Below are 15,122 nucleotides of genomic sequence, written 5' to 3'. Positions count from 1 at the left end.
GTGATGCCCGTGCTGGTGGCGGCCTTCTTGCGGGCCCGGCGGCGGATGCCGGGCTGCCACACTCGTTGGACCTCGCGTTTCAGGGCCTCGCGCAGTGCGGCCCTGGGGGTCTTGCGCTGCCCGGCGAGGTAGCGCTCGACGGTGCGGCGGCTGACGCCGAGCCGGGCCGCCAGGGCGGCGGTGTCGCCCTTGGCCGCCTTGGCGAGCAGTCGCATCTGGGCCTGGGCGCTCTTGGGCGGGGCCTTGGTGAAGTGCTCGGGCGCGGCCCGGTCGATCGCGTCGGTGATCTCCTCCACGGCCCTTACTTCCCCTCGATGGTGCTGCTGTCGTAGCCCTTGATGTGGCGGGCCGGGTTGATCGGCTGCTCGCGTTCCAGCCAGTCCACGACGGTCAGCATCTGCTGGATGCCTTCGACCTTGGCCAGACCGGGGGTGGCGCCGAGACGGAAGGTGCCGGGCAGCACCTTGCCGGAGCCGGTGAGTGGCAGGAAGCCGAGCGGGTCCGTGGTCGGGGAGGCATAGACGACGCAGTCGTTGTTGACACCGAGCGGGTAGCGGCCGTTGGCCTTCGCGACGTTGGCCATCTTGCGGTGCATGTTGACGCGGGCCTTGGCGATGACCGCGGCCCGGATGTCCGGGCGCCAGGTCTCGCGCTCCAGCGCCGGCCACGGCTCGCCGGGCTTGTAGGTCAGGCCCTGGGGGCGCTCGCGGAGCTTGCCGATCCCGAACTTCACCGTCGACTTCACCGCTGAGAGGACCATGGCGATCTGGTGGTGGCGCCAGGTGGCGGAGGCGAGCTGGTCGTCGCCCATCGCGGCCAGGTGGCCCAGGCCCTCGGCGGCGAGCGCGGCGCGCAGCGCGTCCAGGTCTGTGCCGGCGTTCTTGAGGAGGCGGTGGGCGGTCATCGCCGCGAGAAAGGCGCGTTCGTCGGTGTCCTTGTCGGTGGGGATGCCGGCCTCGGTCATGGTGGTGACGTAGGCCTCGCGGAGGCGGTCGTGCCAGGGGTCGAGGTAGGCGCCGCTGTGCTCGCGCAGGTAGGCCTCGATCGGGTGGACGTCGTGGCCGAGCTCGACGGCGTAGGCGACGGTGGGAGTGGTGTACCAGGCCGGGCCGGTGGGGGGGGTGCCGGTCGGGGTGAACGGGCTGGGCAGGCGGGGGTCGGTCGGGATGTGGGACAGGTCGACGAGCCAGCTGCCGGGGGTCTTCTTGTCGAAGTGTGGGTTGGTGACGTGGAGTGGGCCGGACAGGCCGACGTTGAGGCGGGCGGCGGCGGCGAGGTAGGCGGTGTTGATGTCGATGCCGACCGCGAACGGTTCGATCATCTCCGCTTCGGAGAGGGTTTCGACCGGGCGGATCCACTGGTAGGACTCTTCGTCCAGGAAGCCGCCGGTCCAGCCCTGTGCGGCGGGGTGCTCCGGCGGGACCTCCGGCGGCGCGGCCTGGACGACTTCGGTCAGCGCGCCCGGGTTCGGCCCGGACACCCACCCGCCCGTCTCCTCGTCGCGTACCGCCCTCGTGGGTGGGCGCAGTGCGGTCATCAGTTCCAGGCCGCTGGTGGCGCTGGAGCCGCGGGGGGTGATGACGCGTTGGGCGTAGACGCCGAGGACGCGGGCGAGGTCGGGGGCGGGCAGGTCGGCGGCGGCGCCCCAGGCGCGGGTGTCGAGGGCGCGCCAGGGCAGGACGGCGAGTTGTACGCATTGGCGTCGGCCGTCTTTGACGGGCTTGTAGATGCGGGCCCAGGGGCCGAAGCCGCGGCGGGTGAGCTGCCATTTGGAGCGGGCGAGTGCTTTGACGATCTTGTGGTCGTCGGGGAGTCGCTGGGTGCGGCGGGTGGCCGGGTCGTCGTCCAGGGTGGGTGGCAGGCCGAGTTTCAGGGCGGCGGCGGCGGTGAGGACGATCAGTGGGTCGGAGTCCTTGCCGTTGCGGTGCAGTCGTGTGGTGCCCAGGCCGGATTCGGTCAGGGCCCAGGTGACCAGTTGTGCGAGTGTGGTGGCGGGGCATTCCAGGAGCAGGCCGCCGACTGCGTAGGCGGTGCCGTCGTCGTCCAGCACGGCGAGTGGGCCGTGGGGGTATTGGGCGTCGCAGTGTGGTGTGGGGCGGGCTGCGGGGCGCAGCGGTTGTGGTTGTGGTTGTGGTTGTGGTTGTGGTTGTGGTTGTGGTTGTTGGGCTGGTTTCTCCGGCGGGTTGCGGTCGGGGCGGGGGCTGTCGTCGTTCGGGTTCGCGGTGTTGTCGGTGGTGGGTTCCGGCTCGGTGTTTGTGGGGGTGGTGGCCGGGGCGAAGGCGGCCGGGATCTCTTCGACTGTTCGGGCGGCGGGGGCGGGGGCGGGGTGCTGTTGGGCCCAGCCTTCGAGGAGGCGTGCGTAGGCCTCCAGGCGTGGTGGCCTTGGTTCGGAGCGGCCGGCTTCCCAGTTCTTCACGGATTGCACTGTTGACTTCAGTACCTGGGCCAGTCGCGCTTGGGTGACTCCGGCGGCCTCTCGGAGGCGTGCTCTTTCGGTTGGCTCCGGCAGTTGCGGGCCTGGGTCGTTCAGTAGCGCGTCCACTGCTGCGAACAGTTCGTCCTGTGTGGGCATCGGAACTCCACCTCCTCGCCCTACACTAGTCCATTTTTAACCCTGGAATTGAGGTTCTGTGGTGGTGGTGGGGGCTTGTCCGTGTGGCTGTTCCATGGGTTTTCTGGCTTTCGGGTTGTTCGTTGGCGGAGGTTCTCTTAGCCCTGAAATATCTGGTGTTGGGGGTGTGGTGGCGGCGGCGGGTCTGGGGTGTGGGGCGGGGTTCGGGGTGGCTGGTGGTGGGGTCCGGTGTGTTTCGCGGGCATGAGCCGGGGGTTGGCGGGATTCGTCATCGTGGGTGGGCGTGCTGCCGTGGGTCTCGGAATTGTCCGCGTCGTTCGGAATGGGGCGTCCGAGAGGGGTTGTGGGGGCTGGGATCGAGGGGGTCTCGGTTGTCGGTCGGTGTGGTGCGTTGGGGGACGCGGTCCGTGTCGGCACGAACTGGGGCGCGGGCGGTGGTCGGTGGTCGCGGGTGGGTGTTTGCTGCCGTGTCTCTGTCGTGGGTGGAAAGTTCGTGGGTGAAACGTGATAAAAGCGGCGGGATCAAGCTCTGTCATGAACGCGATCGCGCCGTTTTTCGTGCGGCGGGCTGACGTGCGTCGCCCCGGGGTGAAGATCAAACCGGGGCCGCGGTATCGCCGCGGAAGCCGGTGTCCGGGCGGGTGACGCACGGCCCGGGGCGGCGGCGCGGGACGAACAGGACGAAGGGGAAGGGGCGCGGATGCTCTTGGAGCGCGACGAGGTGTTGGGCGCGGCCGCGGCGGCAGGGGCGGCCGCGCGGGCGGGCGGCGGGCGCTGGGTCCTGCTCTCGGCGCCGGTGGCCGGCATGGGGCGCAGCGCCACGCTGGAGGCGGTCGTGCGGCAGGAGGCGGGCGGCGGTGCCATGCGGGTGGGGCGGGTGCGCGGTGTACCGGAGGAGGCGGAGTTCGCGTTCGGGCTCGTGCGGCAGCTCTTCGCGGACGACGGGGCCGTTCCGTTCGCGGTGCCGGCCGGGGCCGACGAGCAGCGGTTGTTCCACCGGTGGGTGACGCGGCTGGCCCGCTGGGCGGCCGAGCGGCCGGTGCTGATCGCGGTGGACGACCTCCATCACGCCGACGAGCCGTCCCGGCGTTGGATCGGCTACCTGGCCCGCCGGATCGCGGAGATTCCCGTCCTGCTGGTGGTCACCGAGTGCGGTGACCCGTCCGGTCCGGGGCCTTTTCCTTCTCCCGCGGGTGTGTCGGTCGTCCTGCGCGCTCTGAGTGTGTCCGCGGTCGTGCGCATCGCCCGGGGCGCCGGTCTGGGCCGGGAGGACGTCGCGACGTGTGTCGGGGCGGGGGCCGGGAACCCGGCGCTGGTGCGGGCGCTGGTCGCCGATCTCGGTGACGGGCCGCTGCCCCGCCCGCCCGCCGCCCGCTCCCGCAGCCGTTACCGCGAGGCGATCGCCGACTGGCTGGGGCGGGGGGTGGATCCGTGTCTGCGCCAGGCCTGTCTGGCTCTCGCCGTAGCGGCGGAGGAAGGGGTGGCCGGGGACCCCGGGCTTCGCCGTCAGCTCGCCGGTCTCTGCTCGTCCAGGCGTTCGCCGGACGAGCGGTCGGTGCGCCGTCTGGACAGGCTGCTGAGCCACCCCCTCGCGCGCGAGGCCGTGCTCGCCGCCGCCGAGCCGCAGGAGATCACGGCGCTGCACACCCGCATCGCGGAGCTGCTCGACGAGAGCGGTGCGCCGGCGACCGCCGTGGCCTCCCGACTGCTGCGGGTGGAGCGGCCCGGCGAGGCGTGGATGGCCCGCTCGCTGGCCGAGGCCGCCGAGGAGGCGGTGCGCGCCGGCCGCGTCGCGGAGTCCGCCGCGTATCTGCGCCACGCCCTGAGCGGGCCGCTGGATCCGGACCGGCGCGCGGCCCTGACCATGCGCCTGGGCGCGCTGGAGCTCGCGCACAACGCGAGCGCCGGTATCCGCAGGCTCCACACCGGAGTGGAGCTGCACAGCGATCTGCGGGAGCGGGCCAGGGCGGCGACCGCCCTGAGCGCGGCCCTCGTGGCGGGCCGCGATCCCGGCACCGCGCTGCGGGTCCTCCACCAGGCCGGCCGCGGCGCCGACGACGGCGAACTCGTCCAGGTGCTGCAGGCCCTCGCCGCGCTCGTCTCCTCGCACGACAACGACGCCTGGCGCGGCGCCGTCGCCGGACTGCGCGCGCTCGCCCCCACCGCGCCGCCCGCCATCGAGCCGCTGGTGTGCGGTCTGATCACCGAGTACGAGGCCGGGGCCGGCCTCTGCTCCGCCGCCGAGGCGCTCGCCCGGGTGCGCCCGCGGCTGGCCGCCCCGGTGGACCCGCGCCTGCGGACCGCCTGGCTCGGCAGCGCGGCCACCCTGCTGCAGTGGGCGGACCGCCTGGAGGAGGCACGCGAGCTGACCGGCCGGTGCCTGCCCGCCCCGCCCGTCCCCCCGGACCTGACGGACGTGGGCCTGCAGTGCCTGCTCAGCGTCCGGGCCGAGGCCGCGCTGTGGGCGGGAGAGTTCGACCGCGTCATCACCGAGAACGCCCCCCTGGTGGAGACGACCGCCGGACAGGGCGTGCGACTCCCCCACCTGGCGGCCATGGTGGCGACCGCACACCACGAGAGGGGCCGGCGCGCCGGGGCGTGGGAGGCCGTGGCACTGGCCGGACCCCGCGGCGGCGACAGCTCCTGGGAGTGGAACGAGCTCGGCTACACACGGGCCCTGCTGCACGCGGCGGACGGCCGCTGGCAGGCCGCCCTCGACGACTACCTGGCCTGCGGAGCCGGACAGAGCGCCCACGGCTTCGTCAGCCCCGTCGCCACACCATGGCGTTCCGGAGCGGCGCTCGCCCTGGTACGGCTCGGACGGCGCGAGGAAGCCCGCGGACTCGCCGAGGAGGAACTGCGCCACGCCCGGACCTGGGGCACCGCGCGCACCATCAGCCGGGCGCTGCGGGCACACGCCGCGGCCGTGGGCGGCAAACTGGCGCTGTCCTCGCTGACCGAGGGCGCCGAACTGCTCAGGGCGGGGTGCGCGCCGGTGGAACTCGCGGAGACCCTGGTCGATCTCGGCCGGGCCCACCTCGGGGCCGGCAACGGCCGCAAGGGCCGCGACACACTGCGCGAGGCACACGCGGTGGCCCTGCGGCTGACCGCGCCCGCCCCGCAGGCCGGGCAGGCGCCCGCCACCGGCCGCCTCCTCGACCTGACCGCGGGCGCGCTGCGCGAGGGCGGGGTACGCAACAGGAACGGCGGACACGCACTGACGCCCGCCGAACGACGCGTGGCCAAACTGGCCGCGGCGGGGCACACCAACGCCCAGATCTCCTCCACGCTGTGTCTCACCCGCCGCACCGTGGAGACCCACCTCACCAACACCTACCGCAAACTGCGGATCGCCCGGCGGACCCAACTGATGGCGATCCTGGAACGATAGGAACAGCAGGAACGGCAAGGGGCGGTAAGGGGCGGCAGGTAGGGGACGGCAGGGCTGGTGCGGGGCGGCGGCGGGGCGGGGCGCCCCCGCCCGGGTCACGCGGGGAGGTGACCCGGGCGGGGGCGCTGGTTCGGTCCGCAGTGATCAGGACTTCGACAGGGTGAAGGCGATCGCGGCGTTGTCGCCGCTGCCGCCCTGCCAGGTGCACTTGTACCCGGACGGGGCCGAGCAGCTGTAGCCGTTGCTGCCGGTGTAGGGGTTGTTCCAGTACACCCTGACCTTGTTGCTCTCCCCGGACACGTCGAAGGTGACCTCGCCCTCCGTGCCGGTCATGAAGCCGTCCGACTCGCTCGCCCACTTCGCGGTGACACCGGGCTGGACCATGGACGGGGGCAGCATGTTGTCGGACCAGATGCCCCAACGCAGGCTGGAGCCGGAACGGACAAGCAGCTTGCCCGAGTTGTTGGTCAGGTTGACGCTCGTACTGCGGGCGGCGGTGACGCCGGGCACCACCGCGTCGACGCTGTCGGCACCGGCCGACCGGGACGCCGGCCAGACGTCGAACTTGACGCCGGCGTTGTTCCCGCTGCCGCCGCTCTTGTAGCAGGCGTACCCGGCCGGGACGGAGCAGCTGTAGCCGTTGCTGCCCACGTAGGGGTTGTTCCAGTAGATCTTGATCTCGCCGCCGGCGAAGGCGTAGGTGATGTTCCCCTCCGTCCCGGTGCCGGCCCCGCAGGACTCGCTCGCGAAGCTGGGCTCCTTGCCGGTGGGGATGTAGTCGGGCGGCAGCATGTTGTTCGTCCAGCAGCCGTGGTCGAGCTTCTCCCACGTCTTGGTCAGGCCGTACGCGGTGTGGTTGGACAGGGTGACCTGCGTGGAGCGGGCCGCGGTGATCCCCGCCAGGCCGTCCGCGGTCGCCTGCGGCCCGCTCGGCCCGGTCGCGGCCTGCGCGGCCGGGGCGAGGGTGAGCGCTCCGGACGCCATCAGCACGGCGGTCAGGGCGCCTGCGGCCGTGCGGGACAGGCCGCGCTTGGGAGTCGTGCGTCGCATGGGTCTACCAACTCTCTTCAAGGCTGGACGAGCGGGCGCCGGGTCGCGCCCGCCGTGTTCTCATCCGGGGTCGGCGCGGCTCGATGCCGGCGCCGGGGGGCTCACTGGATGTAGAGCTCCCACCTCTTCGCTCCGTCGACGATGACCTCTTCGATCAGCTGGGCGACGGCGCTGCCCAGGCCGTACAGCACGTAGTACGCCGCCTGCGCCTCGACGAACGAGTCGTACCGGCCGGCCCAGCGCCAGATCGAGGACGCCGACGCGCCTTCCTGGACGGCGGGCGTCGCGGAGGCGTGGGCGCGGGCGGGGGAGGCCACGGCGGCGTACGCCTGGGCGGTGCCGCCGGCCAGGACCGCGGCGGCGATCGCGGCGCAGAGCGAAGCTGAACGAATTTGCCTGTGCATGACAAATACCCCTTCTGGGCGTTCCACGTGAACGGCCGGCCACCCGCGGCGGATCGGCCCCGCCCCGACCCGGCTGCGGGATGCGGTGGCAGTCACAGGCTGACACGCCATCACCACGCTCGGGCATCGTGGAAAACCGCGAACTTGGCGCGGCCTGCGTACCGAGGCCCTGCCGGCGGGGCGGGGCGGGGCCGAACGGAGGGGTGGAGCGAAGGGGTGGAGCGGGGCGGGGTGGCGCCCGGTCACATCCCGGCGGCGGCCAGCCAGGTGGCCGCCGCCGCGGCGGCGAGGAGCCCGGCGTTGAGCCCGATACGGCGGTCCCCGCCGGTCAGGTGCACGGCGATCGCGCCGGTCTGCAGGAGCACGAACCCGGCGGCCGCGGCCACGGCCAGACCCGGCGCGACACCGGCCGCCCGCGGCAGCAACAGAGCGGCGGCGCCCAGGAGTTCGGCCGCCCCCAGCGCCCTGACCGCGGGCAGCGGCACCCGGTCCACCCAGGCCATCATCGGGCGCAGCCGGTCGCGGTCGCGGGTCGCCTTGAGCGCGCCCGCGTAGAGGTAGAAGGCGGCGAGCGGTACGGCGACGAACCAGTAGGCGATGGTCATGACGTCCTTTCACGGTCACCGCCGGTGGGTGACCCGTGGGCTTCAGGCCACGTCGGTGGCGGGCTCGGTGGCGTAGCGGCTCATCGTGCGCAGGCCGGCCTCGGGGGTCGGCGACCCGCCGGCGGCGGCCATGTCCCGCAGGTCCCGGAAGTACTGCACGTACAGGTCGGGGGTGAACACGCTGAGCATGACGGCGCTGTGGTCGGTCACGTTGGCGAAGGTGTGCGGGGCGCCGGGCGGGACCATGACGAACGTGCCCGCGCTCGCGTCGTGGTGCTGGTCCCCGACGGTGAAGCGCACCGTGCCGGAGATGACGTAGAAGCCCTCGTCGTGGCGGGCGTGGCGGTGCTGCGGCGGTCCGGGGGTGTGCGGGGCGAGGAGGGACTCGGTCATCGCCAGGCGGTGCCCGGTGTGGCTGCCGTCCTCCAGGACGCGCATGCGCGTGGTGCCCAGGACGATCGTCTCGCCGTCGCCGGGGGCGACCACCGAGACGGTGGGGCCGGCCTGCGGTTCACTGGTCTTCGCTGTGTCGGTCATGTTCCGAGTCCACCGCCGGGGCGGTGCCGGTGTCCAAGACCTGTTGCGCCGCGACGATACCCGGGGGGTATCGTCGCAGCGTGGAGCTACGCACCCTGCGCTACTTCGTGGCGGTCGCCGAGGAACTCCACTTCGGCCGGGCCGCCACCCGCCTGCACATGAGCCAGCCGCCGCTGAGCCGGGCGATCAAGCAGTTGGAGAAGGAGAGCGGCGCGCTGCTGTTCGCCCGCTCCCCCGCCGGCGTCACCCTCACCCCGGCCGGGGCCGTGCTGCTGGACGAGGCGCGGGACCTGCTCGAGCGGGCCGAGCGGATGCGCGCGCGCATGGCCGCGGCGGCCGGCACCGCGACCCTGACCGTCGGCATCCTGGGCGACGGCACCGACCCCGGCATCACCCGGCTGGCGGCCGCCTTCCGCCGCAGCCACCCCGGCGTCGAGATCCGCGTGCGCGACACCGACCTGACCGACCCGACCTGCGGACTGCGCGCCGCACTGGTCGACGTCGCCCTGACCCGCGCGCCGTTCGACGACACCGCCCTGGCGGTGCGCGTGCTGCGCACCGACCCGGTCGGCGCGGTCCTGCGCGCCGACGACCCGCTGGCCCGGCGCGGCCGCCTGGAACTGGCCGACCTGGCCGACCGCCGCTGGTTCCAGTTCCCCCCGGGAACCGACCCCCGGTGGCAGTCGTACTGGAACGGCGGCACCCCGCGCGAGGGCCCCGTGGTGCGCGGCGTCCAGGAATGTCTCCAGGCCGTGCTCTGGAACAGCACCGTCGGTCTGGCCCCGCTCGGACACGACCTGCCCGAGAACCTCACCACCGTCCCGCTGGCCGACATGGCGCCCAGCCCGGTGGTCGCGGCGTGGAACGACGGCGACACCAACCCGCTGGTCCGCTCGTTCACCGAGATCGCCACGGCCGCGTACCGCCAGGTGTGAGGGGACGGCCCCCGCGGGAGGGTGGCGTCCGTCGAAATCCGCCGCGTGCCGGGCATCGAGGAGTTCCCGCAGGACAACGAGTGGATCGCCAAGGAGCGGGCGTGGCGCGAGCGGGGCCGTCACGAGCGGGGGCAGAACTCCGCCTCCAGCTCGGAGGTGAACACCGCGATCGGCCAACTCCCCTCGACCCAGTCGCCGTTGACGTTGGTGGCGAGCAGGTGCCGGCCGTCACGGGTGCCGAACACGTAGGACCACGAACCGTTGATGGCACCGCCCATGCCCCAGACGGTGGGGCCGCAGTCGAGCCTGATGCCCGCCACGCCCAGCCCGTAGTCCGCCCGGTCGATCCACTGGTGCCCGGTCGGGATCGTCGTGAACATCTCCCGCTGCTGGGCGGGCGGCAGGAGCCGTCCGCCCAGCAGGGCGGCGAAGAAGGTGTTCAGGTCGCGGACGTCGGAGATCATGTCGCCGGCTGCCCAGCCCCAGGACGGGCTCAGTTCCGTCACGTCGTAGGCGGTGGGGTTCGGCCCGGTGAGCCCCAGACGCGAGTACTCGCGCCCGTGCGGCCCGTGGACGGCGGTGTCGTCAAAGGAGGGTTCGTAGGTGGCGGTGAGGCCCAGCGGGGTGGTGATCCGCTGCCTTATCTGCGCGGCCAGGGTGCCGCCGGAGGCCCGTTCGACGATCAGGCCGGCGAGGACGTAGTTGGTGTCGGAGTAGGTCCAGCCGGCGCCGGGCGCGAAGTCGGGCCGGTGGGCGACCGCGATCCGGACGAGCTGTTCGGGGGTGTAGCTGTCGAAGCGGTGCCGCAGGAAGGGCAGGCCGCTCGCCTCCTGCCGGACCTTCTCGTCCATCGCGTAGTTGTAGATGCCGCTGGTGTGGTTGAGGAGCCGGCGCACGGTGATCCGCCCGCCGTCGTAGCCGGGGGCGTCGAGGAGGCCGGGCAGCCAGCGCTCCACGCTGTCGTCGAGACTCAACCGCCCCTCGGCGGCGAGCTGGAGGACCACGGTGGCGACGAAGGTCTTGGTGGTGCTGCCGATACGGAACCGGTCCTGCGCGAGACGGGCCCGCCCGGTGGCGAGGTCGGCGACACCCGCACTGCCGAACCACCGGCGCCGGCCCTCCCGGACCTCGGCGACGGCGCCGGGCACGCCGCCCGTGGCCACCGCCCCGTCCAGCACCCGCTGGACCCCCGGATGCCCGCCCCCACCGTCCGGCGCGGACACGGCGAACGCCGGTGCGGCGGCGGCTGCGCCGGCCGGCACGGCCCCGGCAAGCAGGGCGGCGACGGCTGCGCGCGTGATGGTTCCCATGGCGTGTTCCCCCTCGACGTGGTGTCACGGTTCGGAAGGAAGCTACGAGCAAATTCACATAATGGTCAATACGAAACCCGGCACTGGTGAATATATTCGCAGCTAGATGCCGCCATATTCTTGCAATGACCCTCCCGGTGAATGCAACAGAACGTCGCGCTCCCATTGCAACAGTGGGCGAGCCGGGCGGATACTGTTCACGCGACGGAAGGAGACGAGGACGGATGCCCGGAGCCAGGCTGACCCCGCAGGACCGCCACCGGATCGCCGCCGGACTGGCCGAGGGGCTGGGCTACGGCGAGATCGCCCGGCAGATCGAACGGCCGACCTCGACCGTCACCCGCGAGATCGCCCGCAACGGCGGGCCCTCCGACTACCGGGCCGAACACGCCCAGCGCGCCACCGCGCAGCGCTCCCGCCGCAGCGGCGCGACCGCCCGACGGGCCGGCGCCACCACGCCCCCGGCCGAGGGCCGCGACCCGCAGGCGGTAAGCGAATTCGCCGACGAACTGGCCGAGTTGCTGGTGCACAGCGGCCTGCCCAGAATGGTCGCCCGGGTCCTCGCGTGCCTGTACGTCACCGACGACGGCAGCCTCACCGCGGGCGAACTGGTGCAACGGCTGCAGGTCAGCCCGGCCGCCGTCTCCAAGGCCGTCGGCTACCTGGAAAGCCAGGCGCTGATCCGCCGCGAACGCGGCGAACAGCAGCGCCGGGAGCGGTACGTCATCGACGACGACGTCTGGTACCGGGCCCTGCTGGCCAGCGCCGAACGGAACACGATGCTCGCCGGCGTCGCCCGCCAGGGAGCCGAAACACTGGGCCCCGGCACACCGGCCGGCGCCCGGATGGACGACGCCGCGGCCTTCCTGGACCGGATCGGCCAGGACATCGTGCGCTCCGTCCGGCAGTGGCGGGAGGAGAGCCGGCCCGGATCGCGGATCGGCTGATCCCGGGCACCCCCTGCGGGGCGGTCGGGTGAGATGCGCAATGGTCCGGGCGGGTGCGCTCCGCACCCGATCGGGTGCCGTATCCACGGACACGCGGCGGGTCTTCGACAAGGTGGTCGCGGTGGGCCGGCAGCCGGCCCTCGGGACGTGCCGACGGCCGGGGCCGCCGGGGACGGGACGGACGGACGGCGATGGCGGGCTCGCGCAAACGACCGGAGGACGTCGCGCTGCCGAGGCTCGGCACCCGTCAGCTGATGACGATCTCGACCGCGACCTCACTGGTGACGGCCGGCGTGTCCCCCATGGAAGTGCCCCTTCGTCTGGTTCGTCCGAGACGGTCGCACCGCCCCGGCCCGCTGAGGAGGCATGCTTCCACGAGCGCTGCCGGGCGACGCCCCGGGGCCCCGGGGAAGCGGTCGTGCGGGGCGGGTGTGCCGGGCGGGGGGTGACGAGATCGGCGGGGGGGGGGGGGGCGGCCCCGCGGGGGCGACCGGAGGGCGGCGACAGGCTGAACCGGGCCCGTCCGGTGCCCCGTTCCTCCGTGAAAGGCAGCTCTGTCGTGCTGCCGTCACTGCCGATTTCCGTGGAGGACCGCAGTGCACCACCGTTCCCGTTCACTGCCCAGGGTGCTCGGCGCGGGCGCCGTCTTGAGTCTGGCGCTGGCGCTCACCGTGACCGTCTCCCCCGCCCTGGCCGCGCCGCCGGGCCCGACCGCCGAGTCCGATCCGGTGCCCTCCCTGGTGGCCGGGGAGGGCACCGCCGCCCCGCAGTTGGTGACCGGCCTGTCCGAGGCGGCTCCCGGCGCTCCGGTCGAGGCGGCCCGGGCGTATCTCGCGGCCCACCTGGACCGGTACCGAGTCGATCCGGGCCGGCTGACCGAGCTCGCGGTCGAGCGCACGGCCGCCGACCGGCACACCGTCAGGTTCCAGCAGTACCACGGCGGGGTACCGGTGCTCGGCGGGCAGTACCTGGTGCGCCTGGTCGGCGAGGGAGCCGGCCAACGGGTGGAATCGGTCGGCGGCAAGTACTTCACCGCGCTGACGGCGCCGACCGCCGCCACCGTGCCGGACGCGGTGCTGCGCAGGCTGGCGCTCGGCTCGCTCCCCGACCCGCGCGCCCGGGCCGGGGCCACCGCCGAGGACCGCGGCCTGGTCGTCCTGCCCGGCGGCACCGGCCGACTCGCCCGGCACTTCACCGTGCACGCCGCCGACCCGGGCAACGGCGAGCCGCTGGTCCGCGAGGTCTACGTGGACGCCACGCTCGGCGTGGTCGCCTTCGCCCACGACTCCTCGGCCCCGTACGAGGTCGGCGGCGCCGACGGCACCGGGGCCGGCGCCGCCCGTGGCGCGGCCGCCGCCGAGCCCGCCACCGGGACCGCCCCCGACCTGCGCGGCCGTACCGTGCCGGTGAACATATCCCGCCAGCCGGACGGAAGTTACCAACTCGTCGACCTCACCCGGCCCGCCACCATCACCACCTACGACGCGACCGGACGGGATTACTACGAGGTCGGCGGCCACCTGCCCGACGGCATTCTCCCGGTCGGCTCCCCGGGGCCGGACTTCCCGGCCTCCACCGGCACCAGCGGCGCCACCGACGCCCACCTCAACGCCGCCGCCGTGTACGGCTTCTACCACGACCGGCTCGGCCGCGACGGCCTGGACGGCAAGGGCGGCCCGATCGTCTCCGTGGTGAACGTGAGCAACCACGGCAAGCCCTTCCCGAACGCCGCCTGGGACGGGCAGAAGATGATCTACGGCAACGGCAACGCCAGGTTCCTGCCGTTCTCCGCCGCCCTCGACGTGGCCGGGCACGAGATGACCCACGGCGTCATCTCGCACACCGCCAACCTGGTCGGCGACGGCCAGTCCGGCGCGATGAACGAAGGGCTCGCCGACTACTTCGGCAACGCCATCGACGTCACCGCGCACGGCCTGAAGATGGACGACCCGGCGGCCCCGCTGATGGGCGAGAACCTGTGCCGCACCGGCACCCCCCAGGAGTGCGCCAACCGCCGCCTGGACGACCACCGCACCACCGTGGACGACTACCTCGGCGCCGGGCTCGACCTGGACAACGGCGGCGCGCACCTCAACTCCACCATCTTCAGCGGCGCCCTGTGGGACATCCGGCGCACCCTCGACCCGCTCACCGCCGACCGCCTCGTCTACCGGGCGATGGCCGAGTACCTCACCCCGCTCGACGACTTCGTGGCCGGGCGCGACGCGGTGCTCGCCGCCGGGAAGTCGCTCAAGCTCGGCAAGGCCGAACTGCGCAAGGTGGCCGCCGCGTTCGACGCGCACGGGATCAAGGCCGGCTGGCAGAACCGGATCGCAACGGACACCCGCCCGCTGCTGCCCGGCGCCACCGCCCCGGTCGGCCCGGTCGCGGGCGGCGGCCACTGGGTGATGGGCAACACCGACCCGAACGGCAAGGGCGCGACGGCCCTGTACACCGGCTCCACCACCTCCCCCGGCGCCCCGACCCGGCTCAGCCCGGACGACGGGCGGATCCACGGCTGGGCCGCCACCGACGGCACCTCCGCCGTCTGGCTGGCGATCGGGCCCGACGCCACCGGCACCTGGGGGACGGAGGTGCTGGCCCGCCAGCTGTCCGGCGGCCCGGTGCGCAGCGTGTTCCACTCCCCCGTGCAGTCACCCGACACCGTCCGGATGTCCGGCGGGGACATCGCCCTCACGGTGAGCGACAACGACACCGGCCGCACCCGGGTGCAGCTCTCCCACAACGGCGGCCCGTTCGTGGAACTCCCGCTGCCCGAGGGCCACAACCTCACCGCGCCCCTCACCTTCAAGGACGGCCTGCTCGGCTGGATCGAGACCTGGACGGCCGACGGGGCCACCGTCCAGGCGCCGACGGCCTACTCGACCGCCACCGGCAAGGTCACCGCCCAGTACCCGGTGGCCACCCCGAACGGCACCGACCCCCCGTACCTCAACTTCCCTCAGCTCGCGGGCGACCGGCTGCTCTGGCTGGCCGCCCCGGCCGACGACACCCGCCCCACCGCCCTGCGCTCCGGCGCCCTGGACGGCTCCGGCGTGCGCGACCTGCTGCCCGCCGACTCGCCCTACACCCCGGCGGACATGGAGCTCACCGCCACCGACCAGGCCGTCACCTTCATGCACCGCAGCGCCCAGCCGAGCGGCGGCTGGTCGAACGCCGCGCTGCCCAAGCTGTACCAGCTGCCGCTCGCCGGCGGCACCCCCGTGCGGGTCTCCTGCAACCGGGGCAGCCAGTTCCACGCCGCCGCCGACCAGGGCACCCGGGTGGTCTGGCTGGACGCCACCGCCGGGCGCAACGACCTCGTGGTCCGCGACCGCCCGGCCGGAACCTGCTGATCCGAGCACGCACGG

The 15,122-nt window shown here is 73.4% G+C and carries 11 protein-coding genes; 4 read left to right on the top strand and 7 right to left on the bottom strand.

What is annotated here, in order from left to right:
- Both tpg and tap read right to left on the bottom strand, forming a co-directional pair.
- On the bottom strand, positions 1-296 hold a 296-nt coding region (gene tpg / locus ABT015_RS21970; RefSeq protein WP_502897373.1), incomplete at its 3' end, for a telomere-protecting terminal protein Tpg.
- A 5-nt stretch (positions 297-301) separates the two neighbouring features.
- A complete protein-coding gene (tap, locus tag ABT015_RS21965; protein ID WP_350881529.1) occupies positions 302-2,572 on the bottom strand; it encodes a telomere-associated protein Tap in 2,271 nt (756 codons plus the stop codon).
- Between the two features lie 700 nt (positions 2,573-3,272).
- Between tap and ABT015_RS21960 the strand changes: the two genes are divergently transcribed.
- Positions 3,273-5,963 (top strand): helix-turn-helix transcriptional regulator, encoded by a 2,691-nt coding sequence (locus ABT015_RS21960; protein WP_350881527.1) that lies wholly within the window; start codon positions 3,273-3,275, stop codon positions 5,961-5,963.
- A gap of 144 nt (positions 5,964-6,107) precedes the next feature.
- On the opposite strand, the gene ABT015_RS21955 is transcribed toward ABT015_RS21960, so the two are convergent.
- The 4 genes from ABT015_RS21955 to ABT015_RS21940 all read right to left on the bottom strand — a co-directional run bounded on the left by ABT015_RS21955 (position 6,108) and on the right by ABT015_RS21940 (position 8,559).
- The gene (locus ABT015_RS21955; protein WP_350881524.1) at positions 6,108-7,013 is read right to left on the bottom strand and encodes an aegerolysin family protein; all 906 of its coding nucleotides are present in this window, start codon (positions 7,011-7,013) and stop codon (positions 6,108-6,110) included.
- 101 nt (positions 7,014-7,114) lie between these two features.
- Positions 7,115-7,417, bottom strand: a complete 303-nt coding sequence (locus ABT015_RS21950; RefSeq protein ID WP_350881522.1) for a hypothetical protein — start codon at positions 7,415-7,417, stop codon at positions 7,115-7,117.
- A 242-nt stretch (positions 7,418-7,659) separates the two neighbouring features.
- Positions 7,660-8,022, bottom strand: coding sequence for a DoxX family protein (locus ABT015_RS21945; protein WP_350881520.1), 363 nt, complete (start codon positions 8,020-8,022; stop codon positions 7,660-7,662).
- Between the two features lie 42 nt (positions 8,023-8,064).
- Positions 8,065-8,559 carry a cupin domain-containing protein gene (locus tag ABT015_RS21940; protein ID WP_350881518.1) on the bottom strand — a complete coding sequence of 165 codons (495 nt, stop codon included), beginning with the start codon at positions 8,557-8,559 and terminating at the stop codon, positions 8,065-8,067.
- An 80-nt stretch (positions 8,560-8,639) separates the two neighbouring features.
- Between ABT015_RS21940 and ABT015_RS21935 the strand changes: the two genes are divergently transcribed.
- Positions 8,640-9,494, top strand: coding sequence for a LysR family transcriptional regulator (locus ABT015_RS21935; protein WP_350881516.1), 855 nt, complete (start codon positions 8,640-8,642; stop codon positions 9,492-9,494).
- Positions 9,495-9,613: 119 nt separating this feature from the next.
- On the opposite strand, the gene ABT015_RS21930 is transcribed toward ABT015_RS21935, so the two are convergent.
- Entirely contained in the window at positions 9,614-10,804 is a 1,191-nt protein-coding gene (locus ABT015_RS21930; protein WP_350881514.1) for a serine hydrolase domain-containing protein, read from the bottom strand.
- A gap of 224 nt (positions 10,805-11,028) precedes the next feature.
- On the opposite strand from ABT015_RS21930, the gene ABT015_RS21925 reads away from it, so the two are divergent.
- Together ABT015_RS21925 and ABT015_RS21920 are read left to right on the top strand one after the other, a co-directional pair.
- The gene (locus ABT015_RS21925; RefSeq protein WP_350881512.1) at positions 11,029-11,751 is read left to right on the top strand and encodes a GbsR/MarR family transcriptional regulator; all 723 of its coding nucleotides are present in this window, start codon (positions 11,029-11,031) and stop codon (positions 11,749-11,751) included.
- 596 nt (positions 11,752-12,347) lie between these two features.
- Positions 12,348-15,107 (top strand): M4 family metallopeptidase, encoded by a 2,760-nt coding sequence (locus ABT015_RS21920; protein ID WP_350881510.1) that lies wholly within the window; start codon positions 12,348-12,350, stop codon positions 15,105-15,107.
- Positions 15,108-15,122 lie beyond the last annotated feature (15 nt).

Source organism: Kitasatospora sp. NPDC094016, from assembly GCF_040304045.1.
Classification (GTDB): Bacteria; Actinomycetota; Actinomycetes; order Streptomycetales; family Streptomycetaceae; genus Kitasatospora.
Note: the sequence above shows the minus strand (reverse complement) of the source record. Positions and strands in the feature narration are given on the sequence as shown.

What these genes read in the sequence shown, in the direction of transcription:
- tap (WP_350881529.1), bottom strand. Translation starts at nt 2,572, where the DNA reads ATGCCCACACAGGACGAACTGTTCGCAGCAGTGGACGCGCTACTGAAC.
- ABT015_RS21960 (WP_350881527.1), top strand. Translation starts at nt 3,273, where the DNA reads ATGCTCTTGGAGCGCGACGAGGTGTTGGGCGCGGCCGCGGCGGCAGGG.
- ABT015_RS21955 (WP_350881524.1), bottom strand. Translation starts at nt 7,013, where the DNA reads ATGCGACGCACGACTCCCAAGCGCGGCCTGTCCCGCACGGCCGCAGGC.
- ABT015_RS21950 (WP_350881522.1), bottom strand. Translation starts at nt 7,417, where the DNA reads ATGCACAGGCAAATTCGTTCAGCTTCGCTCTGCGCCGCGATCGCCGCC.
- ABT015_RS21945 (WP_350881520.1), bottom strand. Translation starts at nt 8,022, where the DNA reads ATGACCATCGCCTACTGGTTCGTCGCCGTACCGCTCGCCGCCTTCTAC.
- ABT015_RS21940 (WP_350881518.1), bottom strand. Translation starts at nt 8,559, where the DNA reads ATGACCGACACAGCGAAGACCAGTGAACCGCAGGCCGGCCCCACCGTC.
- ABT015_RS21930 (WP_350881514.1), bottom strand. Translation starts at nt 10,804, where the DNA reads ATGGGAACCATCACGCGCGCAGCCGTCGCCGCCCTGCTTGCCGGGGCC.
- ABT015_RS21925 (WP_350881512.1), top strand. Translation starts at nt 11,029, where the DNA reads ATGCCCGGAGCCAGGCTGACCCCGCAGGACCGCCACCGGATCGCCGCC.